At 56.8% G+C, this 22,705-nt stretch carries 21 protein-coding genes; 15 read left to right on the forward strand and 6 right to left on the reverse strand.

The features are described 5' to 3' along the window. The first annotated feature begins 192 nt into the window (after positions 1 to 192). Genes LGL98_RS22590 through araC form a run of 3 tightly spaced genes read left to right on the forward strand, consistent with a single transcriptional unit; the run spans position 193 to position 4,356 of the window. The gene (locus LGL98_RS22590) at positions 193 to 1,425 is read left to right on the forward strand and encodes an oligosaccharide MFS transporter (RefSeq protein ID WP_136030936.1); all 1,233 of its coding nucleotides are present in this window, start codon (positions 193 to 195) and stop codon (positions 1,423 to 1,425) included. Positions 1,426 to 1,443: 18 nt separating this feature from the next. Continuing rightward, the gene (locus LGL98_RS22595) at positions 1,444 to 3,453 is read left to right on the forward strand and encodes a beta-galactosidase (RefSeq protein WP_136030938.1); all 2,010 of its coding nucleotides are present in this window, start codon (positions 1,444 to 1,446) and stop codon (positions 3,451 to 3,453) included. Positions 3,454 to 3,483: 30 nt separating this feature from the next. Then, positions 3,484 to 4,356, forward strand: a complete 873-nt coding sequence (gene araC, locus LGL98_RS22600) for an arabinose operon transcriptional regulator AraC (protein WP_136030940.1) — start codon at positions 3,484 to 3,486, stop codon at positions 4,354 to 4,356. A 61-nt stretch (positions 4,357 to 4,417) separates the two neighbouring features. Here the strand turns inward: araC and LGL98_RS22605 are convergent, their stop codons facing one another. Further along, entirely contained in the window at positions 4,418 to 4,624 is a 207-nt protein-coding gene (locus LGL98_RS22605; protein ID WP_002886707.1) for a DUF1107 domain-containing protein, read from the reverse strand. A gap of 323 nt (positions 4,625 to 4,947) precedes the next feature. Between LGL98_RS22605 and LGL98_RS22610 the strand changes: the two genes are divergently transcribed. Next, the gene (locus LGL98_RS22610) at positions 4,948 to 5,505 is read left to right on the forward strand and encodes a YtfJ family protein (protein WP_002886706.1); all 558 of its coding nucleotides are present in this window, start codon (positions 4,948 to 4,950) and stop codon (positions 5,503 to 5,505) included. Here the strand turns inward: LGL98_RS22610 and cysQ are convergent. Next, positions 5,495 to 6,238 carry a 3'(2'),5'-bisphosphate nucleotidase CysQ gene (gene cysQ / locus LGL98_RS22615; protein ID WP_136030941.1) on the reverse strand — a complete coding sequence of 248 codons (744 nt, stop codon included), beginning with the start codon at positions 6,236 to 6,238 and terminating at the stop codon, positions 5,495 to 5,497. The two genes, LGL98_RS22610 and cysQ, sit on opposite strands and share 11 nt — an antisense overlap. A gap of 191 nt (positions 6,239 to 6,429) precedes the next feature. Between cysQ and cpdB the strand changes: the two genes are divergently transcribed. Further along, positions 6,430 to 8,373: a 2',3'-cyclic-nucleotide 2'-phosphodiesterase gene (gene cpdB / locus LGL98_RS22620; RefSeq protein ID WP_136030944.1), complete on the forward strand. Its 1,944-nt coding sequence runs from the start codon at positions 6,430 to 6,432 to the stop codon at positions 8,371 to 8,373. Positions 8,374 to 8,501: 128 nt separating this feature from the next. Here cpdB and LGL98_RS22625 read toward each other — a convergent pair whose 3' ends face one another. Then, on the reverse strand, positions 8,502 to 8,873 hold the full coding sequence (locus LGL98_RS22625) for a winged helix-turn-helix transcriptional regulator (protein WP_136030946.1): 372 nt from the start codon (positions 8,871 to 8,873) through the stop codon (positions 8,502 to 8,504). A gap of 89 nt (positions 8,874 to 8,962) precedes the next feature. On the opposite strand from LGL98_RS22625, the gene LGL98_RS22630 reads away from it, so the two are divergent. The 4 genes from LGL98_RS22630 to ytfE all read left to right on the forward strand — a co-directional run bounded on the left by LGL98_RS22630 (position 8,963) and on the right by ytfE (position 12,506). Beyond that, complete coding sequence (locus LGL98_RS22630; RefSeq protein WP_136030947.1) at positions 8,963 to 9,811, forward strand: SDR family oxidoreductase; 849 nt, start codon at positions 8,963 to 8,965, stop codon at positions 9,809 to 9,811. Between the two features lie 78 nt (positions 9,812 to 9,889). Continuing rightward, entirely contained in the window at positions 9,890 to 10,714 is an 825-nt protein-coding gene (locus LGL98_RS22635) for an AraC family transcriptional regulator (protein WP_136030949.1), read from the forward strand. Between the two features lie 75 nt (positions 10,715 to 10,789). Then, positions 10,790 to 11,761 (forward strand): DMT family transporter, encoded by a 972-nt coding sequence (locus LGL98_RS22640; protein ID WP_136030991.1) that lies wholly within the window; start codon positions 10,790 to 10,792, stop codon positions 11,759 to 11,761. 82 nt (positions 11,762 to 11,843) lie between these two features. Then, positions 11,844 to 12,506, forward strand: coding sequence for an iron-sulfur cluster repair protein YtfE (ytfE, locus tag LGL98_RS22645; RefSeq protein WP_020864848.1), 663 nt, complete (start codon positions 11,844 to 11,846; stop codon positions 12,504 to 12,506). Positions 12,507 to 12,570: 64 nt separating this feature from the next. Here the strand turns inward: ytfE and cycA are convergent, their stop codons facing one another. Both cycA and bamJ read right to left on the reverse strand, forming a co-directional pair. Continuing rightward, on the reverse strand, positions 12,571 to 13,974 hold the full coding sequence (gene cycA / locus LGL98_RS22650) for a D-serine/D-alanine/glycine transporter (RefSeq protein ID WP_002886688.1): 1,404 nt from the start codon (positions 13,972 to 13,974) through the stop codon (positions 12,571 to 12,573). Positions 13,975 to 14,279: 305 nt separating this feature from the next. Next, positions 14,280 to 14,900: a BamJ family beta-barrel-assembly machinery protein gene (gene bamJ / locus LGL98_RS22655; protein WP_002886687.1), complete on the reverse strand. Its 621-nt coding sequence runs from the start codon at positions 14,898 to 14,900 to the stop codon at positions 14,280 to 14,282. Positions 14,901 to 15,118: 218 nt separating this feature from the next. On the opposite strand from bamJ, the gene LGL98_RS22660 reads away from it, so the two are divergent. After that, positions 15,119 to 15,787: a LysM-like peptidoglycan-binding domain-containing protein gene (locus LGL98_RS22660; RefSeq protein ID WP_048993756.1), complete on the forward strand. Its 669-nt coding sequence runs from the start codon at positions 15,119 to 15,121 to the stop codon at positions 15,785 to 15,787. An 8-nt stretch (positions 15,788 to 15,795) separates the two neighbouring features. Here the strand turns inward: LGL98_RS22660 and LGL98_RS22665 are convergent, their stop codons facing one another. Then, positions 15,796 to 16,434: a TetR/AcrR family transcriptional regulator gene (locus LGL98_RS22665; protein WP_032417745.1), complete on the reverse strand. Its 639-nt coding sequence runs from the start codon at positions 16,432 to 16,434 to the stop codon at positions 15,796 to 15,798. A 209-nt stretch (positions 16,435 to 16,643) separates the two neighbouring features. On the opposite strand from LGL98_RS22665, the gene LGL98_RS22670 reads away from it, so the two are divergent. The 5 genes from LGL98_RS22670 to LGL98_RS22690 are packed head-to-tail and all read left to right on the forward strand — an operon-like array spanning position 16,644 to position 22,700. Beyond that, positions 16,644 to 17,435, forward strand: coding sequence for a 3-ketoacyl-ACP reductase (locus LGL98_RS22670; RefSeq protein ID WP_032417744.1), 792 nt, complete (start codon positions 16,644 to 16,646; stop codon positions 17,433 to 17,435). A 9-nt stretch (positions 17,436 to 17,444) separates the two neighbouring features. Then, entirely contained in the window at positions 17,445 to 18,290 is an 846-nt protein-coding gene (locus LGL98_RS22675) for a sugar phosphate isomerase/epimerase family protein (protein ID WP_136030952.1), read from the forward strand. 9 nt (positions 18,291 to 18,299) lie between these two features. After that, positions 18,300 to 19,076, forward strand: a complete 777-nt coding sequence (locus tag LGL98_RS22680; protein ID WP_032412820.1) for an enoyl-CoA hydratase/isomerase family protein — start codon at positions 18,300 to 18,302, stop codon at positions 19,074 to 19,076. A gap of 10 nt (positions 19,077 to 19,086) precedes the next feature. Continuing rightward, positions 19,087 to 20,628: an acyl CoA:acetate/3-ketoacid CoA transferase gene (locus tag LGL98_RS22685; protein ID WP_136030954.1), complete on the forward strand. Its 1,542-nt coding sequence runs from the start codon at positions 19,087 to 19,089 to the stop codon at positions 20,626 to 20,628. Then, positions 20,625 to 22,700 (forward strand): FAD-dependent oxidoreductase, encoded by a 2,076-nt coding sequence (locus tag LGL98_RS22690; RefSeq protein ID WP_136030956.1) that lies wholly within the window; start codon positions 20,625 to 20,627, stop codon positions 22,698 to 22,700. The genes LGL98_RS22685 and LGL98_RS22690 overlap by 4 nt, the downstream gene beginning before the upstream one ends. Positions 22,701 to 22,705: the final 5 nt, after the last annotated feature.

Consider the following 22,705-nt stretch of genomic DNA (forward strand, 5'->3'; position numbering starts at 1 on the left):
TTTTCTCTCTCCTAAGGGCGGATGACCATCCGCCCTTTTTTATGGCCGAATGTGAAGCGGCTCACGACCCTCTGCCAATAGCAGATTACTCCTGCTCGATAGCGAAACGTTCATGACTCCCCGACGCGCAAAAAGGTAACGTTGCTCGCATCAACACGATCATATTCCTGAATAAAGGAAGCGAGGGTTACCATGATAACGTCAAATAAAAATTACTTTATCAGCTGTCTGTTTTTCCTGTTCTTCTTTATAGGTTGGGGATGCTGCTACCCCTATTTATCACTGTGGTTGACGGAAACCATCGGTATTAACTACACAGACGTCGGTCTGGTTTATTCTTTCACCGCCATTGTCGCCGTCTGCGTTCAGCCATTATTCGGCTTCATCTCCGATAAACTGGTGTATCGTAAGAATCTGATGTGGATGCTGGCGATTATTATCACGTTATTCGCCCCTTACTGGATTTATGTCTTTGCTCCCCTGTTAAAAATAAATGTGTTCCTCGGTGCGCTGGCTGGCGGCCTTTATATTGGCATGGCCTACGGCGCCGGCTGCGGGATTTGCGAAGCCTACATTGATAAAGTCAGCCGCGCCTCCGGCTTCGAATTTGGCCGGGCGCGGATGTTCGGCGGCATCGGCGCTGCGATCGGCACCTTTGCGGCAGGAAAACTCTACGGCATCGATCAGAACATGATTTTCTGGTTGGCCAGCGGCGCAGGCGTCTGTCTGCTGGCGATTGTCTGGAAAATGCAGATCAGCGCCCACCCGCAGCAGGGGCTGCTGTCCGGCAAGGCCTCGCCGGTTACCCTCCGCGATGCCGTCTCGCTGTTAAAAATTAAAAAATTCTGGTTCTTCGCCCTCTATGTCATTGGCGTCGGGGCGGTCTATGAAACCTATGACCAGCAGTTCGCTATCTACTACAGCCATTTCTTTGAGAGTAAAGCCCGGGGTGCAGAAGTCTTCGGTTATTTAACCACGGGGCAGATTTTCCTTGATGCCATCGTGATGTTCTTTGCGCCATGGTTTGTGAATAAAATCGGCCCGAAAAATGCGCTGTTATACTGCGGGCTGATTATGAGCTTGCGCATTATCGGCTCCGCGTGGGCTATTGGCCCCGTCTCCATCAGTCTGATTAAACTCCTCCACGGTTTTGAAAGCTCGGTGCTACTTGTCGCGGCGTTAAAATATATTACGGCTAACTTTAACCCCCTGCTATCAGCGACCGTTTACTTAATCGGCTTCCAGTTTTCGAAAAGCTTTAGCTCTATTTTTCTCTCGACCGGTATCGGCCATATGTACCAGAGCATGGGCTTTACCAGTAGCTATATCGTACTCGGCGGTATCGCGCTGTGCTTCACGCTTATTTCTTTTATTACGCTGGATAAAGCGCGTGTCTTCTCTTCACAACCAGTGCCCGCGAATTAATGTCAGGAGGTAGTGTGTATGTCTCATTTATTTTATGGCGTGGCGTATTACGATGAATATATGCCGGAAGATCGGCTGGCTAAGGATATCGCCTTAATGCGCGAAACCGGCATTAACGTGGTGCGTATTGCCGAGTCCACCTGGAGTACGCTGGAGCCTGAAGAGGGCCAGTATAATTTCTACCATATCGACCGGGTGCTCGAGGCGATGCATGAGGCCGGCATTGCGGTCATCGTCGGGACGCCCACCTACGCGGTACCGGCCTGGCTGGCGGCGAAACATCCCGATATTCTGGTCACCACCGTCGCGGGGCAGCAAAAATATGGTCCGCGGCAGATCATGGATATCGTCAACCCGACCTTTCGCCGCTATGCCGAAAAAATTATCCGCGCGCTGATGGCCCATGTGCAACACCATCCGGCGATTATCGGCTGGCAACTGGATAACGAAACCAAGCATTACGACAATATTGGCCGCTATATGCAGGAGGGCTTCGTGCGCAGCCTGCAGGAGAAATATCCAGACCTCCGACAGCTGAATCACGATTTCGGCCTGGATTACTGGAGCAACCGCATTGACCGCTGGCAGGATTTTCCGCCGGTGGAAAACACCATCAACGCCAGCCTCGCCTGCGCCTTCTCCCGCTATCAGCGCCAGCAGGTCACCGAGTATCTGGCCTGGCAGGCGGCCATCGTTCGGGAATACGCCCAGCCGCACCAGTTCGTCACCCACAACTTCGACTTCGAATGGCGCGGTTACTCTTACGGCGTGCAGCCGCGGGTCGATCATTTCGCGGCGGCGCAGGCGCTGGATATCGCCGGCGTCGATATCTATCACCCGAGTCAGGCGCACCTGACCGGGCGGGAAATCGCCTTTGGCGGCGCCATCACCCGCTCGCTCAAGCAGGGCCAGAACTACTTCGTGCTGGAAACCCAGGCACAGGGCTTCGCCCAGTGGACTCCCTTCCCGGGCCAGCTGCGCCTGCAGGCGTTTAGCCATATCGCTTCCGGCGCCGCCATGGTCTCTTACTGGCACTGGCATTCGATTCACAACGCCTTCGAAACCTACTGGAAGGGGCTGCTCAGCCACGACTTCTCGCGTAATCCGACCTGGCAGGAAGCCAACACTATTGGTGCTGATTTCGCCCGCCTGTCGCCGCAGCTGGCGGAGCTGAAGGCCGAAAATGACGTCGCGTTGCTAATCAGCAATGAGGCGATGGACGCCCTCAATCACTTCCGTCCCGGCGATGCCGAGGGCAACATTTATAACGATATCTTCCGCCGCTTCCACGATGCGCTGTATGACCACAACATCAGCCTCGACATCATCCACGATGTGAACGAGGAAACCTCGCGCTACCGGGTGCTGATCGTGCCTGGTCTGTACGCCGCCGATGAGGGCCTGCTAACGCGGATTAACGACTATATCGCCCGGGGCGGCAGAGCGCTGATCGGCTTTAAATCAGGCTTTAGCGATGAAAACGTCAAGGTGCGTAGCAGCGCGCAGCCGGGGATTTTGCGCCAGAGCTGCGGCGTCAGCTATAGCCAGTTCACCCTGCCGGAAGAGACGACGGTAAGCGCTTGCTGTGCAGAGATTGATTGCCGCAATGACAATCAGGCTGAGCTGTGGATGGAATTGCTGACGCCCGATGACGGGACCCGCACCCTGCTGCGCTATCAGCATCCGGCATGGGGCGAATACGCCGCCGCAACGGAGGCGGATTACGGTCAGGGTCGCGCCCTGTACGTTGGCTTTCTGCCGCAGAAGGGCCTGATTAATCAGCTGTTTGATGTCCTGACGGCGGATCTCACGCTGAACTCGCGAACTTCCGCTTATCGCTATCCATTAGTGGTTAAAAAGATGCGTAACCGCGCCGGGAAAAATATCCACTTCCTGTTCAATTACTCCGGCGAGGCGCTGGAATTTGTCAGCGAGACCGCGGGTACCGCGCTGCTGAGCGGGGAGACAGTATATGTCGGCCAGCCGTTGCGCCTCAGGGCATGGGAATTTACTATCATCGAAAGCTAACGACGCGGCGACGCTCAGGTGGGAGAGAGAATGGAACTGGATATCAATGAGCTACTGAATTTCTCGCCATTGATGAAAACCTTTACCTTCAATGCCTGGGTCGTCGCAGGCTTCACGCCGATTACCCGCGGCTCCACGCTGGACTACTACATTAACCGCCCGCAGGGAATGAAAGGTTACATCATTAATCTGACCCTGCGCGGCCAGGCGCGGGCGAAGGCGGGCGATGGCTTCCTTCTGTGCCGGGAAAACGATCTGCTGCTGTTTCCTCCCGGGGTGCCCCATCACTACGGCAGGGACGAGCACAGCGAGTATTGGGACCATCTGTGGATCTACTTTATCCCCCGCCCCTACTGGATAGACTGGCTGAAGTGGGACCAAACTACCCACGGTATCGGCAAAACAACCATTAACGATCCCGAACAGCTCCAGCATCTGCGCGATCTGTTCTACGAAGTGATACGCCATCACTCTGCGTCCGTACCGCTATCAGAAGCGCTGGCAATGAACGCGCTGGAGAGATTAATTCTCAGTTGCTTTCAGCTGCAGCCCATTAGCAACCGCCATGCCCACGACCCACGAATTAACGCCATCTGCGACTATCTTAACGCCCATATTGCGCAGGAGGTAAAAATCGAGACCCTGGCGGCAATGGTGTTTATCTCCCCTTCACGTCTGGCGCACCTTTTCAAAAATGAACTGGGGCAAACGGTCTATGCGTGGCGGGAAACGCAACGCATCAACCGCGCCAGGTGGCTTATTCAGAGCACCTCGCTCCCGCTTAACAAAATTGCTTTATCGGTAGGCTATAGCGATCCGGTCTATTTCACCCGCTTGTTTCGTAAACATAACGGCATCCCACCGGGCGAATATCGCAAACGCTATGCGGAAATGAAGGGCTAAAAACATCAACGGCTCCCATCGGGAGCCGTCTTTTACCAACTACGCACTGCTACGTTTCAGGTTATGCCATCTCAGTTTGCAGACGCAACACCTGACGATTGACTTCGGACATCACTGACAGATGCAGCTTGTCCTTGACCTTCGGGATAAGGATTTTGCCCTTATCAAATTCAAATGCGCCAACGTCCTTGATGTACAACCGTCCACGAAACAGGATCTTCACGTACTTCGCCACTTGCAGCGGATTGTAGCGTTGGAAAATTTTCATTCTTCTCTCCTGCCAGGGTTACGCTCTTGTGGTGCCACAGTTAGCCCACGTCTCGGGAGCGCAAATTTTAATGCCCTAAAACTATAGTCCAGAATCTCAGAGGGACCCAGTATGTATAAGTTTATTTACCCTTTGATGACAATAATTCAGAATTTTCGTTTCAGACATACGATGAAGTAAGTATAAGTCGCCGTTTTACGACTAATTTGTGCGTCAACACGCAAACTGGCATCCTCATTGCGGGTAATCACCGCCAATCGCACTTATGATTAAACGAGACCAAGTGGTCGGATCACCTGCATAAAAATGATTAAGGATTGCGCATGACCCTACGTAGCATACTGGCCGCCTCGTTACTGCTTCTCCCGCTGCTGGCCACAGCGCATAATTTTGTCGACGGCCAGCGCGTGGCGCCCGTTGGCGTCGCGGATCGGGGAGAACTTATTCTGGATAAGGATAAGTTTAGCTATAAAAACTGGAATAGCGCCCAGCTGGCGGGAAAAGTGCGCGTGGTCCAGCACATTGCTGGCCGCTCGTCAGCAAAAGAGAAAAATGCCAACCTGATCGAGGCGATTAAAGCGGCAGGTTTCCCGCACGATCGCTATCAGACCACCACCATCGTTAACACCGACGACGCCATTCCGGGCACCGGGATGTTTGTACGCAACAGCATTGAAAGTAATAAAAAGCTCTTCCCATGGTCGCAATTTATCGTCGACAGCAACGGCCTGGTGCGGAAAGCCTGGCAGCTGGACGAGAAGAGCTCGGCGATCGTGGTGCTGGATAAGAACGGGCGTGTGCAGTGGGCCAAAGACGGTGCGCTGACCCAGCAGGAGGTGCAGCAGGTGATCGACCTGCTGCATAAACTGCTTAATAAATAGAGACCCGGAAGCCGGGGTTGAGGAAGGATTCACGCGGCGTGTAGTCGAGGGTTTTCCCCTGCCAGTCGTGAACATGCGCCCCGGCGGCGACCGCGACCGCGTGGCCGGCAGCGGTGTCCCAGGTGCTGGTCGGCCCGAAGCGCGGATAGAGCTGGGCCTGACCTTCCGCCACCAGGCAGAATTTCAGCGACGAACCGATTGAGGTAGTCTGGTGCTCGCCCAGTTGCTCAAGATACTCCTGCAGCTCCGGATCGTTGCCGTGAGAGCGGCTGATCACCACCAGCGGCGGACGGGCATCGCGGACCTGGATCTGCTTGCGCACGCCGCACTCTTCCTTCCAGGCTTTGCCATTTTGCGCGCTGTACATCACCTTCATCACCGGCGCATAGACAACGCCCAGCGTCGGCTTGCCGTTTTCAATCAGCGCGATATTGACGGTGAATTCGCCGTTACGCTTAATAAACTCTTTGGTGCCGTCCAGCGGGTCGACCAGCCAGTAGCGCTGCCAGTGCTGGCGCACTTCCCAGGACGGCGGGTCCTCCTCGGAGAGGATCGGGGTATCCGGATCCAGCGCCTGCAGGCCGCTGACAATGACTTTATGCGCTGCGATATCCGCCGCCGTGACCGGAGAATCATCTTTCTTGCTGGTGACGTTGATCGGCTGGTTTCCATCGTAGACTTCCATGATGGCATCGCCCGCGTTCCGTGCAAGCTGACATACTTGTTCTAACATTCTCCACCTCGTCTGGTTACAGTGGCGTTAACTCGTTGTTTTATTTATATCGCATCACCGCGAGTTCCGCTATCTGTGATAACGATGGCGGTTTCTCTGCCCGCTTTTCTGGCAAGATTCACATTTCTGTAAGCAACAGAATATAAATACATTTTCTTCTGTGCTATCGCTCATAAAAAAGGACGCCTCTGATGATTAAGTTTAGCGCAACGCTCCTGGCCACGCTGATCGCCACCAGCGTCAACGCCGCGACGATCGACCTGCGGATCATGGAAACCACCGATCTGCACAGCAATATGATGGACTTCGACTATTACAAAGATGCCGCCACGGAAAAATTCGGCCTGGTGCGTACCGCCACCCTGATCGAACAGGCGCGGGCAGAAGTGAAAAACAGCGTGCTGGTGGATAACGGGGATGTGATCCAGGGGAGCCCGTTAGGCGACTATATGGCGGCAAAAGGGCTCAAAGAGGGCGATGTACATCCGGTATATAAGGCGATGAACACCTTGAATTACGCCGTCGGCAACCTGGGCAACCATGAGTTCAACTACGGCCTCGACTTCCTGCACAAGGCGCTGGCCGGGGCGAAGTTCCCCTACGTGAACGCCAATATCATCGATGCCAAAACCGGCAAACCGATGTTTACGCCGTACCTGATTCAGGATACCCGGGTCGTGGACAGCGACGGTCAACCCCACACCCTGCGCATCGGCTATATCGGCTTTGTGCCGCCGCAGATCATGACCTGGGATAAAGCCAATCTTAACGGCAAGGTGACGGTCAATGACATTACCGAAACCGCGCGCAACTATATCCCGGAGATGCGGGCGAAAGGGGCTGATGTGGTGGTAGTGGTCGCGCACTCCGGCCTCTCCGCCGACCCGTATCAGGCGATGGCCGAGAATTCGGTTTACTACTTAAGCCAGGTGCCCGGCGTGGACGCCATTATGTTCGGCCATGCCCACGCGGTCTTCCCGGGTAAAGACTTCGCCAACATCAAAGGTGCAGATATCGCCAAAGGGACGCTAAACGGCGTACCGGCGGTGATGCCGGGAATGTGGGGCGATCATCTCGGGGTGGTCGATCTGGTGCTAAATAACGACAGCGGTAAATGGCAGGTAACTCAGAGTAAAGCGGAAGCGCGGCCAATCTATGACGCGGTGGCGAAGAAATCACTGGTGGCCGAAGATGGCAAGCTGGTGGCAGTGTTGAAAGCCGATCATGACGCCACTCGCGAATTCGTCAGTAAGCCGATCGGCAAGTCCGCCGACAACATGTACAGCTATCTGGCGCTGGTGCAGGACGACCCGACGGTGCAGGTGGTCAACATGGCGCAGAAAGCCTACGTCGAACACTATATTCAGGGCGATCCGGATCTGGCGAAGCTGCCGGTACTCTCCGCCGCCGCACCGTTTAAAGTCGGCGGGCGTAAAAACGATCCGGCGAGCTTTGTCGAAGTGGAGAAAGGCCAGCTCACCTTCCGCAATGCCGCCGACCTCTATCTCTACCCCAACACCCTGGTGGTGATGAAGGTCAGCGGGAAAGAGGTTAAGGAGTGGCTGGAATGCTCTGCCGGACAGTTTAACCAGATCGATCCTACCAGCAGTAAGCCGCAGTCGCTGATCAACTGGGACGGCTTCCGCACCTATAACTTCGACGTAATTGACGGGGTGAATTACCAGATTGACGTCACCCAGCCGGCCCGCTATGACGGCGAATGTCAGCTGATCCATCCGCAGGCAGAGCGTATTAAGCACCTGACCTTCAACGGTAAACCTGTCGATCCGCAGGCCACTTTCCTGGTCGCCACCAATAACTATCGCGCTTACGGCGGCAAATTCGCCGGCACCGGTGAGAGCCATATCGCCTTTGCCTCACCGGATGAAAACCGTTCGGTGCTGGCGGCATGGATAGGCGCGCAATCGAAGAAGGATGGCGCGATCCATCCGGCGGCGGATAACAACTGGCGTCTGGCGCCGATCCACAGCAACACGCCGTTGGATATTCGTTTTGAGACCTCGCCAGGCGACAAAGCCGCGGCGTTTATCAAAGAGAAAGCGCAGTATCCAATGCGCCAGGTGGCCACCGATGATATCGGCTTCGCCATTTATCAGCTGGATTTGAGCAAGTAATGCCTGTTCCCCGGTGGCGCTACGCTTACCGGGGCTACAAACCGGGGCTGACGGGTAGCCCGGATAAGGCGCCAGCCGCTATCCGGGAACATCTCCCCGGTGGCGGGGCGACAGGGAGTGATACATTTTTACTCCCCGTGGTTAGCCAGCACCGCAGTGAGATTGACCTCGATCCAGTCCGCCAGCGCCGCCACCCTCTCGCTCACCTGCAGGCCGAGCGGTGTCAGGCTATATTCAACGTGTGGCGGCACCACCGGATAAGAGACGCGGTCGATAAAACCATCCTGCTCCAGCGCCTGCAGCGACTGCGCCAGCATCTTTTCGCTAACCCCGCCCATCTTACGGCGCAGATCGCTGAAACGGTGGGTTCCCTCGCGCAGCGCCACCAGAATCAACACGCCCCAGCGGCTGGTGACATGTTTAAGCACATCGCGCGACGGGCACTGTTCCGCAAACAGGTTGCCGGTGCGCAGTTTCTCGCTCAGCGTCGGTTCGGCCATTTCACACTTACCTTTTTGTACGTACTTACTAAAAGTTAGTTAAGGTGGTAGCTTATCACAACTGCCAATAAACACGAAGGAGAAGACCCATGATCGCTCTTACCGGTGCCACCGGCCAGCTTGGCCACTACGTTCTGCAAGACCTGCTTAACACCGTCCCTGCCAGCCAGATTGTGGCGATTGTCCGCAACCCGGCCAAAGCCCAGGCGCTCAGCCAGCAGGGCGTCGTTGTCCGTCAGGCCGACTATAGCGACGAAGCGGCGCTGACCGCCGCGCTGCAGGGCGTGGACAAACTGCTGTTAATCTCCTCCAGCGAAGTCGGCCAGCGTGCCGTACAGCACCGCAACGTCATCAACGCTGCCAAAGCTGCCGGGGTGAAATTCATCGCCTACACCAGCCTGCTGCATGCCGACACTTCGCCGCTGGGCCTCGCCGCAGAACATATCGAAACCGAGCAGATGCTGGCCGACTCTGGTATCGCTTACGCCCTGCTGCGCAATGGCTGGTATACCGAAAACTATCTGGCCAGCGCACCGCCGGCGCTGGAGCATGGCGTGTTTATCGGTGCCGCCGGCGAGGGGAAAATTGCCTCCGCCCCCCGCGCGGATTATGCCGCCGCTGCCGCCCGCGTTATCGCCGGTGAAGGCCATGAAGGGAAAGTTTACGAACTGTCGGGGGATAACGCCTGGACGCTGAGCGACCTGGCTGCTGAGCTGAGCACGCAAAGCGGAAAAAACGTGGTCTACCAGAACCTCAGCGAAGCCGATTTCGCCGCCGCGCTGAAAAGCGTCGGCCTGCCGGCCGGGCTTGCCGATATGCTGGCGGATTCCGACGTCGGCGCGTCAAAAGGCGGACTGTTTGACGACAGCCGCACCCTGAGTACGCTGATCGGCCGTCCGACCACCTCCCTTGCTGAAAGCGTGAAAGGCATTCTGTAACCGCCCCTCTCAGCTTTTGCGGTTGCGTCCCGGCGGTTCCTCTCTCATATTGAAGAGATCAACCGTCGGGAGGCAGGCATGCAGGGCGTACCACCGCAATTTAGTGATGAAAAAGACCGCGCGCGCTTTCGCCATCTCGAACAGCTGCCCGGGGTAGAGCTTTACCACGCCCATATCTCCCGTTACGCCTTTGAACCCCATACCCACGAAGCCTTCGGCATCGGCGTGATCGAGCAAGGCGCGGAGCGCTTTCGCTATCGCGGCAGTCAGCACATCGCCGCCGCCAACGCCATTGTCACCATGAATCCTGACGAGCTGCACACCGGTGAAGCGGCAACCGCCGACGGCTGGCGCTACCGGATGATTTATCTGGAGCCGGACCGTCTGGAAGCCATCACCGGGGTGCGCGACTGGTGGTTCAGCGAGGTGGTCCGCGAGGATCCCCTGCGTTCCCGACAGATTGGTCAGCTGATTTATGGCCTGTGGCATAGCGACGATCCGCTGGCCCAGCAGGGAATGCTGCTCGACCTCATCGACACCTTCCGCCCTCTGGCCCACTATGCCTCGGCGCAGGGTGAAGCCGGGCATCGCTTCGACCGCGTGCGCGACTACCTGCACGATAACTATATGCGCGCCATCACCCTCGACGAGCTGGCGCAGGTGGCGGCGCTGAGCCCGTACCACTTTCAGCGCCAGTTTAAAGCCCACTATCACGTGACGCCCCACCAGATGCTGATGGCTATCCGTCTGTGGCGCGCCAAGGCGTTTCTCACCCACGGCATGCCCGCCGCCGAAGTAGCGATTGCCGTCGGCCTCACCGACCAGTCCCACCTGACCCGCGCCTTCACCCAGCGTTACGGCATTACGCCAGTGCGCTATCAGAAGCAGGTCGCCAGGCGCTAATGCGCAATCTCATACAATATTCCTGCCCGGCCCCCTTCTACACTGCAGACAACGGTAATGACAACGGATGCAATGATGATTAGTGGTGTGTTGTACGCCCTGCTGGCGGGGCTGATGTGGGGGTTAATTTTTGTCGGGCCTCTGCTGGTGCCAGAGTACCCGGCGATGCTGCAGTCGATGGGGCGCTATCTGGCGCTGGGCCTGATCGCCCTGCCGCTGGCGTGGCTCGGGCGCGCGCGTTTGCGCCAGCTGAGCCGCAACGACTGGTGGACCGCGCTGGGCCTGACGATGATGGGAAATCTTATCTATTACGTCTGCCTGGCCAGCGCCATTCAGCGCACCGGAGCGCCGGTCTCCACCATGATTATCGGCACGCTGCCGGTGGTCTTGCCGGTGTTCGCCAATCTGCTCTACAGCCAGCGCGACGGGAAGCTGCCGTGGCGGCGCCTGTTTCCGGCGCTGATCTGCATCGCTGTGGGCCTGATCTGCGTTAACGTTGCGGAACTGCGTCAGGGGCTGCCGAATTTTAGCCCATGGCGCTACGGCTCCGGCATTGCGCTGGCGCTGGGATCGGTGGTCTGCTGGGCCTGGTATGCCCTGCGCAACGCCCGCTGGCTGCGGGAAAATCCCCATCATCCGCCAATGATGTGGGCTACCGCTCAGGCACTGGTGACGCTTCCTGTTTCGCTGGCCGGTTACCTCGCCGCCTGCGCCTGGCTGCACGGTCAGCAGGCCGGGTTTCCCCTGCCCTTCGGCCCGCGCCCGGCGGTGTTTATTACGCTGATGCTGGCCATCGCGGTGCTCTGTTCATGGGTCGGCGCGCTGTGCTGGAATATTGCCAGCCAGCGGTTGCCGACGGTGATCCTCGGGCCGCTAATCGTCTTCGAAACCCTGGCCGGGCTGCTGTATACCTTCCTGCTGCGGCAAAGTTTACCGCCGCTGCTGACCCTGAGCGGGATCCTGCTGCTGGTGCTCGGCGTGGTCTCCGCCGTACGCGCCAGACCGGAAAAACCGATGCTGCAGCCGCTGGCGGACGAAAAAAAGTAGCCTCGCCTCCTTAAGGGGTATTCCCTCGCCACAAAGATGCATTTAAAATGCATCTTATATTCCTGATGACGAGGTAACTGCTATGGCTTTCCGTGACCAACCTTTAGGCGAGCTGGCGCTGACCATCCCGCGCGCCTCCGCCCTGTTCCGTCAATACGATATGGATTACTGCTGCGGCGGCAAACAGACCCTGGCGCGGGCCGCATCGCGCAAAGCGCTGGATGTCGCGGTGATTGAAGCCGAGCTGGCGAAACTGGCCGAGCAGCCTCTCTCCCGCGACTGGCGCGCGGCGCCCCTCCCGGAGATTATCGACCATATTATTGTTCGCTATCACGAGCGGCACCGTGAACAGCTGCCGGAGCTGATCCTGCAGGCCACCAAGGTTGAACGTGTGCATGCCGATAAACCGAACGTGCCAAAAGGGCTGACCAAATACCTGACCATGCTGCATCAGGAACTCTCCAGCCACATGATGAAAGAGGAGCAGATCCTGTTCCCGATGATCAAACAGGGAATGGGCGCCCAGGCCGGAGGCCCGATCAGCGTGATGGAAAGCGAGCATGATGAAGCGGGCGAACTGCTGGAAGTCATTAAGCACATCACCCATAACGTGACGCCGCCGCCGGAAGCCTGCACCACCTGGAAGGCGATGTATAACGGTATCAACGCGATGATTGACGATCTGATGGAGCACATCAGTCTGGAAAATAACGTACTGTTTCCGCGCGCCCTCGGCGGGAAGTAAAAAAAGGCGCCCGCAGGCGCCCTCGACATTGTCCGTCTTATTTGGCCACTCCGGGTGGCCTTTTTTATTTCGCCAGACGTTTTTTGCCGGCAAACAGCCAGCCCGCGCCGAGCAGCACAAACCACAGCGGAGTGACCATCAGCGCTTCACGGGTATCGTCTTCCAGGGTCAACAGCACCAGTACAAAGACGAAGAAGGCCATGCACACCCAGCACATCACTTTACCCAACGGCATCTTGTAGCTCGATTTTTCATGCAGCTGAGGGCGGTTTTTACGATACGCCAGGTAAGAGCAAAGGATGATGGTCCAGACGAACATAAACAGGATCGCCGACACCGTGGTGATCATGGTGAACGCAGCAATCACGCTCGGGTTGACCATCAGCATCACCACCCCGCCCAGCAGGCACATGCAGGAGAAGGTTAAGCCCTTCGCCGGCACCGCACGCTTCGACAGCTTGGCGAACATCTTCGGCGCCTGACCATCCTGCGCCAGACCGAACAGCATACGGCTGGTAGAGAACACGCCGCTGTTGGCCGAGGAGGCCGCGGAGGTCAGCACCACAAAGTTAATCAGGCTCGCCGCCGCCGGCAGGCCGACCAGCACGAACAGCTCAACGAACGGGCTCTTGCTCGGCACCACGGAGCTCCACGGCGTCACCGACATAATCACAATCAGCGCGAAGACGTAGAACATAATGATACGCAGCGGGATGGAGTTAATCGCCCGTGGCAGGGATTTTTCCGGGTCTTTGGTTTCAGCGGCAGTGGTCCCCACCAGCTCAATCCCCACGAAGGCAAACACCGCAATCTGGAAGCCGGCAAAGAAGCCGCTCAGCCCTTTCGGGAACCAGCCGCCGTCATTCCACAGATGGGCGAAAGAGGCTTCGACACCGGTCGGCGATTTGAAATGCATCATCACCATCACCAGGCCGACGACGATCAGCGCCACGATGGCGACGATTTTGATCATCGCGAACCAGAACTCCATTTCGCCAAACATTTTGACGGTGGCCAGGTTCAGGCCCAGCAGCAGCAGGATCACCGCCAGCGAGGCGACCCAGTCGGAGAGTCCGGGAAACCAGAACTGCGCGTAGGCGGTGATGGCGACAACGTCCGCCATTCCGGTCACTACCCAGCAGAACCAGTAGGTCCAGCCGGTAAAGTAGCCCGCCCACGGCCCCAGCAGATCGGCCGCGAAGTCACTAAAGGATTTATATTCGAGGTTCGACAGCAGTAATTCGCCCATGGCACGCATCACGAAAAACAGCATAAAACCGATAATCATATAAACAAAAATAATGGATGGTCCGGCAAGGCTGATGGTTTTGCCAGAACCCATAAATAACCCGGTGCCGATCGCTCCGCCAATCGCGATCAGCTGAATATGTCGGTTTGTGAGATTTCGCCGTAGCGATTGTTCAGTCGGCTCCTGCTCGACAGCAGCGACTTTAACCTGATCTACCATGTGATTTCTTCCTGTTGTACCTGTCTGTGTTGTTCAGGCTCTGATGGCCCGTCGTCTGTCATTAACCCCAGCAAGGGCTAGTCGATATTAGGTAAGAATCGGAGGGATGAATACTATGATTTAGATATAATGTTAATTTTATGTTTAAAGTGAGTGTTATATCACTCATCTAACGCGAAATAGCTCACAAAAATACACCCATACGTGATGAATGCAAAACATAATTCCAATTAATTTTTAACTTAAGGATTTTACGCTATTTTCATGGCTTCCCCTGCCGCGGGGGAAGAGGAAGCCGCTGCTGTTTAGATAATGTCCAGCAGTTCAACTTCGAAGATCAGGGTACTGAACGGAGGAATTGATGCGCCAGCGCCGCGCTCACCGTAGGCGAGGTTGTGCGGGATCGTCAGTTCCCATTTGGAACCTACCGGCATCAGAGTCAGCGCTTCAATCCAGCCGCCAATCACGCCGGTTACCGGGAATTCAGCCGGTTCACCGCGAGCGACGGAGCTGTCGAAGACGGTGCCGTCGATCAGTTTGCCAGTGTAGTGCACGCGTACGCGATCGGTACGCGCCGGAATCGGGCCTTCGCCCTGGGTCAGTACGCGGAACTGCAGACCGGACTCGGTGCTGTTCACACCCTCTTTCTCGCGGTTTTCATCAAGGTATTTTTGGCCGTCAGCGGCCATGGCCTGGAAACGCTCGCGACGCACAGCGTCAGCACGCTCGTGGATTTCACGCAGCGCGCGGTGAACGGCTTCCACCGGCACCTGCGGCTGGTTACCTTCCAGCGCATCGGCGATACCCGCCACCAGCGCTTCCGGCAGCAGCCCCTGCAGGCCGGATTCGCTCAGCTGTTGTCCAACCTGCAAGCCGATACCGTAACTTGCCTGCGCTTCGATAGTGTCAAAAGTTGGGGTTGCCATCGTTGTTCCTTTTTGGGTGATAAACATCAAGAGAAAAGCGTGCGAAAGCATAACAGCCATAGCGAAATGGGTAAAACTTTGTCGGCGGATGATGACAAATCTCAGCGAAACAGAAACAATAGGCAGCAGCAGGTTAACTTTACTTTGTTCCGGTCATCAGGACGTTAGCCATCTATACTCATAGGCAGGATAAAAATATGCGGAGCAGGAGGAAAGCCATGCCCGGGCGCGTTGAACTGACATCTATTCTGGCGAAAATCTGGCACGCTCCGGATGATTTTCGCCTCCTGGACCCGCTGCCTCCGATGCACCGCCGGGGTATCATCGCTGGCTTTCTGTTAGTCATTATCGGTATTCTGCTCCCCGCCGACGATAACCAAAGCCCGGCCCCCACCAGCCGTGAAGCGAATCTGAACCTGCAGTCACAGTCCCAGCCGCAAGCTGGCGGCAATCAGGCCGTTCCGCTGCCGCCGATCACTAATACGCCTACCGTGAGCGACGCCGATCAGATGGCCCCGGTCGCTCCGGAGCCGATTCAGGATGAGCAGCCGGATCAGGCGCAGACGCCCGCTGCCTCCCAGCCTTATCAATCCTCATCACAGCAGTCCGCGCCGGGTATTGAGCAGCAATGGCGGACCTATCGCATCGAGTCAGGCAAAACCCTGGCGCAGCTGTTCCGCGATCATGGGCTGCCGGCCACTGACGTCTACGCCATGGCGCAGGTTGAAGGCGCTGGCAAGCCACTAAGTACTTTGCAGAGCGGACAGACCGTGCAGATTCGGCAGAACGCCAACGGCGTGGTCACCGGGCTCACTATCGATACCGGCAACGGCCAGCAGGTGCTGTTTACCCGCCAGTCGAACGGCAGCTTTGTGCGTGCGCGATAGTGGTATTCTCAAATCGCAGTCTTATCAATCAGCAGCCAGCTCAGGATCGTCTCTTTGATGACCTGGCGTCTGGCTTCTAATGCCTGTGGCGATACCATACTGATGTGATAAACCAGTCCAAGCGTGTGTTGATTAATTAAATAATACCCACCAAGCGCAGCAATATTAATATTCACCTGCAACGGGTCGATATCCGGTTTGAAAATATTTAATTTCTTTCCTTCATCCAACAATGAGGCCATCAACTCGAGGTGCGAATGGTTAATTTCAGGTAGACGCTTTGATTTCTGATAGTGGATGCCTTTACTCTGATTTTCATTATGCACGATTTTTAAAAACCACGGATTATCGATATAATAATCCCAGGTGAAATCAATAATTTTCTCAATGGCTTGCGCTGGAGATAATCCTGAAACATCCAGTGACTTTTCTTTCTGACGGATATCGTTCCAGGTATATTCGAGCACTTCAATAAATAAATTCTCTTTATTACCGAAATGGTGATAGACCGTCTGTTTACTGCAATCCGCCGCCTTGACGATATTATCTACCCTGGCGCCTTCATAGCCATATTCTGCGAATTCATTCACCGCGCTGAGAAGGAGTTTTTCCTTCAGACTTTGCGCGTTGCTGGTATCAATATACATGCCGCGTCCCCATCGTCCCTTCGCTATGCCTATCATAACCCGATTTAGTCGATGCTTCAGTAAAAAGCAAAAACACCTGTTTTTCATTAAGTTATAAAGTTACCGGTGATCGGCATCACAGATCAACCAACCAGATGGTTGATCTTTAAATGATCTAATCGCATCTTGTTAGCCACCACACAAAAACCATAAACAAGATGAGGTTTACGATGAAATCGAATAATCCAGTTGCCGTTATCACCGGTGCGGCTCGCGGTATTGGCAAAGGTTGCGCGCTTGAGCTGGCCCGCGGCGGGTTCAATCTGCTGATCAACGACCGCCCCGATGCGGAAAGTGTGCAAAAACTCAAGGCGACCCAGCAGGAATGCATTGCCGAAGGCGTAGAAGTGATCTGTTTCCCTGCCGATATCGGCGACCTATCCCTGCATGAAGAGATGCTGGATGCAGCGCAAAATCAGTGGGGACGTCTGGATTGCCTGCTCAATAACGCCGGGATCTCGGTGAAAAAGCGCGGTGATATTCTGGATCTGCAGCCGGACAGTTTTGATGAAAATATTACCATCAACACCCGTGCGCCCTTCTTCCTCGCGCAGTCGTTCAGCAAACGCCTGCTGGCGCAGCCTAAACCGGAACACGAATTACCGCATCGCTCGATTATTTTTGTCAGCTCCATCAACGCCATCATGCTGGCGATGAACCGCGGGGAATACACCATTGCCAAAACCGCGGTGTCCGCGGCCGCCCGCCTGTTCGCCGCCCGTCTGTGCGAAGAGCAGATCGGCGTATATGAAATCCGTCCAGGTCTTATCAAAACGGAAATGACGATCCCGGCCACCGCCTACTATGACGAACTGATCGCCAAAGGGCTGGTGCCGTGGGGACGCTGGGGCTTCCCGGCGGATATTGCCTCTACCGTGCGCGCCATGGCGGAAGGCAAGCTGATCTACACCTGCGGCCAGGCGGTTGCCATCGACGGCGGCCTGAGCATGCCGCGCTTCTGAGGCCCGAAAATGAGAAATCTTCTGCAGCGCCCCGATCTGTTCAGCATCAATACCGCGACGCTTGGCTATAAAACGCCGCTTCCCGCCATCATTGATGCCTGTGCGGCTCGCGGCATTGGCGCCATCGCCCCCTGGAGAAGGGAGTTGGACGGCGAGAACGTATCGGCGATTGCCCGCCAGCTGGCGGCGAATCATATGGCCGTATCGGGATATTGTCGCAGCACCTATTACACCGCCCCTACGCTGGCAGAACGTAAGCGCGCAATAGACGAAAACCGCCGGGCGCTGGACGATGCCGCGACGCTCAACGCCGCCTGCTATATGCAGGTGGTCGGCGGGTTGCCGCAGGGCAGCAAAGATCTGTATGACGCGCGTGAGCAGGTGAAACACGGTATCCGTCAGCTGCTGCCGCACTCCCGGGAGGTCGGGGTGCCTATTGCCCTGGAGCCGTTGCATCCCATGACCGCCGCCGATCGCTCCTGCCTGTGTACGCTGCGGCAGGCGCTGGACTGGTGCGATGAACTCGACCCGGACGGCGAATATGGCCTCGGCGTCGCGGTGGATGTCTACCACGTCTGGTGGGACCCCGACCTTGCCAGTCAGATCCAGCGGGCGGGTAAACGGATCCTGGCGTTTCACGTTTCCGACTGGCTGGTACCGACCACCGATCTGGTCAATGACCGCGGTATGCCGGGCGATGGCGTGATTAATATCCCTTCGATTCGTCGTCTGGTGGAAAGTGCCGGTTTTCATGGCGCCGTGGAATTAGAAATATTCTCGCCGCACAACTGGTGGCAAAAAGACATTAATAGCACCCTGGATATTAGCGTCGATCGCATCGCGCATTATTGCTAAGGATTAACCATGAATGCATACCCCGTTCTGTTCAGCAGAACGGCGGCTTCCTGCCGCCTGACGCTGAACCGCGAAGATAAATGTCACGCGATTAATGAAGAGATGATCGAATTACTCGATCGTTATTTAAGCGAAATAGAAAATGACACCACATTACGGCTGGTGGAATTAACCGCCACCGGCGACAAATTCTTCTGCGCAGGCGGCGATATTAAATCCTGGTCCGCTTACTCGCCGCTGGATATGGGCAGAAAGTGGATTAAACGCGGTAACGAAGTTTTTTCCCGCCTGCGCAATCTGCCACAGCTGACCGTCGCCAATATTAACGGCCATACCATCGGCGGCGGCATCGAACTGGCGCTGTGCTGCGATATTCGCATCGCGAGCCCGGCGGCCAAGTTCTCCACACCGGAAGTGACGCTCGGCATGATCCCCGGCTGGATGGGCATTGAACGCGTGCTTAACCAGGTGGGCCCCACGGTGGGCCGCCAGATGCTGATGCTCGGCAAACGCCTTACCGCCCAGCAGGCACAGGCGGCAGGCTTAATTAACGAGGTGGTCGAAAAAGCGCAGGTGGAGAGCTGGATGGCAAATCAGCTCACTACCGTGGAGAAATGCGGCCCGGTGGCGCTGGCGCATATTAAACAGCTCATTCTGGCCCTCGAGAATAAACATGCGGATTATCCGCACCAGCTGCTGGCCGGATTGATGTCCGCCACCGAGGACTGCCAGCAGGCGACGCGCGCGTTCGCGGAAAAAGGCAATGTGACCTTCCGCAACCAGTAAGGAATAAACGATGAATAAAATGACAACGGCTGACGCGCTGGCTGCCCAGATTGAGGATGGCGCGACGATCGCTATCAGCGGTAACGGCGGCGGCATGGTGGAGGCCGATTATCTGCTGGCGGCGATCGAAAAACGCTTTCTGGAAACCGGCCATCCCTGCGATCTGACGCTGGTGCATTCCCTGGGTGTCGGCGATCGCGACAGCAAAGGCTCGAACCGTTTCGCTCACGCGAAAATGTTGAAACGGGTGATTGCCGGCCATTTTACCTGGTCGCCCAAGATGCAGGCGCTGGTGAAGAACGAAGAGATTGAAGCCTATTGCTTCCCCGGCGGGGTCATCCAGGCGCTGCTGCGCGAGATCGGCGCCGGACGTCCGGGGCTTATCACCCACGTTGGCCTCGGCTCGTTCGTTGACCCGCGTCACGACGGCGGCAAATCCAATGCCATCACCCGCGAAGATCTGGTGGAGCTTATCGAGATCGATGGCGAAACCAAACTGCGCTATCGCCCGTTTGCCGTCGATTACGCCATTGTGCGCGGGACCTATGCCGACGCGCGCGGCAACATCAGCCTCGAAGAAGAAGCCATCAACATGGATAGCTACTCGATGGCGCTGGCAGCGCATAACAGCGGCGGCAAGGTCTTTGCTCAGGTGCGCGACGTGCTGGAAGCGGGCGCAATTGCCCCGCGTAACGTCACCCTGCCGGGGATCCTGGTAGACGGCATTGTGGAATATCGCGAACAGCCACAGACCTATCTCGGCGGCTACGACCTGACCATCAGCGGCCAACACCGCCGCCTCTGCTCCAGCGACGCCATTGAGCTGGTCAGCCATCCGGTACGCCGCCTGATCGCCCGCCGCGCGGCCCGCGAACTGGTTGCCGGTGCGTCCACCAACTTCGGCTTTGGTATTCCCGGCGGCATCCCCGGCATCGCGCTGCGCGAAGGCGTACCGTACCAGAGTTTATGGCTCAGCGTGGAGCAAGGCGTCCATAACGGCATGATGCTGGACGATGCGTTATTCGGTTGCGCACGCAACGCCGACGCCATTCTTCCTTCACTGGATCAGTTTGAATTCTACAGCGGCGGTGGGATCGACATCACCTTCCTCGGCATGGGCGAGATGGATCAGTGCGGCAACGTCAATGTCTCCCACATCAACGGCAATCTGATTGGCCCCGGCGGCTTTCTGGAGATCGCTCAGAACGCCCGCAAGGTAGTGTTCTGCGGCACTTTCGACGCCAAAGGCAGCATAATTGACGTTACTCCAGACGGCCTGCATATCACGCAGTCCGGGCAAATTCCCAAGCTGGTCGCCAACGTGGAAAAGATCACCTTTAGTGCCGATTACGCCCGTCAGAGCGGACAGGAAGTGCTGTATATCACCGAACGCGCAGTATTCCAGCTAACGGCTGAAGGTGTGGAGCTTACCGAAGTCGCCCCTGGGGTCAACATTGAGCGCGATATTCTGCCGTATATGGCGTTCCGGCCGATTATCAGGCACCCGCGTCTGATGGACAGCAACCTGTTTATGCCAATGGAGGAAGCATGAGCCAGGTGAGTGACGCCATCCTTGATGCGCTGACGCACGTTGCTTTTCCGAAAGGCTTCGCCCAGGCAGAGCCCTCCTCGGTAGTGACCATTGATAACGTGACCTATCCCGTCTGGCGGGCCGATGCGCTGGTCGTCGGCAGCGGTGCGGCCGGGCTGCGCGCGGCGGTGGAGCTTCAGCGTCGCCAGCAAAACGTCCTGCTGGCGACGGCGGGCCTCTATATGGGCACCTCCGCCTGCTCCGGTTCGGATAAGCAGACGTTGTTCACCGCAGCCACCGCGGGCAATGGCGATAACTTCGTTGCGCTGGCGGAGGCGTTAGCCAGCGGCGGAGCGATGGATCTCGATACTGCCTATGTGGAAGCCGTCGGCTCGTTACATACGTTGGGGGGATTACAATATCTCGGTCTGGAGCTGCCGGAAGATCGCTACGGCGCCATTCTGCGTTACCAGACGGACCACGACGAGGCCGGTCGGGCCACCTCCTGCGGACCGCGCACCTCGCGTCTGATGGTGAAGGTACTGCTCGGTGAGGTGAAACGGCTGGGGATCCCGCTGTTAACCAGCGCAACCATCATTAAGCTGCTGCACCAGCGCGATGCCTCTGGCGTTGACCGTGTGGCTGGCGCAATTCTGGCGACCGGTTCACGGGCCTGGAATACATCCGGCCTGGCGATTGTCACCGCGCCGAATGTCGTCCTGGCTACCGGCGGCCCGGGGGAGCTGTATCGCGACAGCGTTTACCCACATAAATGTTTTGGCTCGCTGGGACTGGCGCTGGAAGAAGGGATCACGCTCGCTAATCTGACGGAAAGCCAGTTCGGCATCGGTACGCCGCGCAGCGCTTTTCCGTGGAATTTATCCGGCACCTATGTGCAAGTGATCCCATATATCTACTCCGTGGATAACGAAGGTAACGAACATAACTTTCTGGCTGACTACTACCGTACCACCCAGGAGCTGGCGTCGAACATCTTTCGCAAGGGATACCAGTGGCCATTCCATGCCACCAGAGTGCTGGACTTTGGCTCCAGTCTGCTGGATATGGCCGTCGCGCACGAGCAGCAATTGGGCCGCAAAATCTATATGGATTTTCTGCGCAACCCGCAGCCGGTACCGGGCGACCTGCCTTTCTCGCTCGACCGGCTCGACAACGACGTTCGCGCCTATCTGGAGAACAACGACGCGCTGGCCGCGCTGCCCATCGAACGCCTGCAGCGGATGAATCCCTTATCCATCAGCCTGTACAGCATGCATGGCCACGATCTCACCCAGGCGCCGCTGCAGTTTGCCATGAATAATCAGCATATGAATGGCGGTATTGAGGTCGATATCTGGGGACAGACTTCGCTGCCCGGCTGCTTTGCGGTCGGCGAAGTGGCCGGTACGCACGGCGTGACCCGCCCCGGTGGGGCCGCGTTGAACGCCGGACAGGTCTTTGCCGTGCGTCTGGCGCGCTATATCGCCGAAGCGGGCTGGCGAGGGGAAAGCGACGCGGTGGAAGCGCTCGCTACCGGCCCCCTCAAGCAGATTAATGCGGTGATCCAACAGGCGTTGGATAACGCCTCAGGGCGCTCGTTATCAAGTCTGAGAGAGGAAATACAGGCGCGGATGTCTGATTACGCCGGATTTATCTGTCATGTGGACACCATCTGCCCGGCCGCGCAGGAGGCCCGGCAGCTGCTGGCAAGCCTCGCCCATGACGCCCTCTCAATTCAGCACCTGGCTGAGATCCCGGGGCTTTTCATGTGGCGTCAACTGACGATGGCCTCGGCGGCTATCCTGACCATGCTGGAGGAGTATGTCGCCGCAGGCGGCGGAAGCCGGGGCGCGCGAATTATTCTTGACCCGCAAGGTGACTCCCTGCCGTTAACCCGCCACGGCCCCTTAGCGCAATGGCGTTTTCGGACAGAACAACAGGCCGACAAAAAGACGAAGCTCACCATTCAGTATCGGGAAAATAAATTTATTTTCCAGCAACAATCATTAAGAAAATTACCGGATTTAAAAGGTAATTATTTTGAAAAGAACTGGCCTGATTTTCTCTGTGGAGAAATATACCGCAAGCAGTAACTTAT

Origin of the sequence: Klebsiella africana (assembly GCF_020526085.1) — a bacterium.
GTDB lineage: Bacteria > Pseudomonadota > Gammaproteobacteria > Enterobacterales > Enterobacteriaceae > Klebsiella > Klebsiella africana.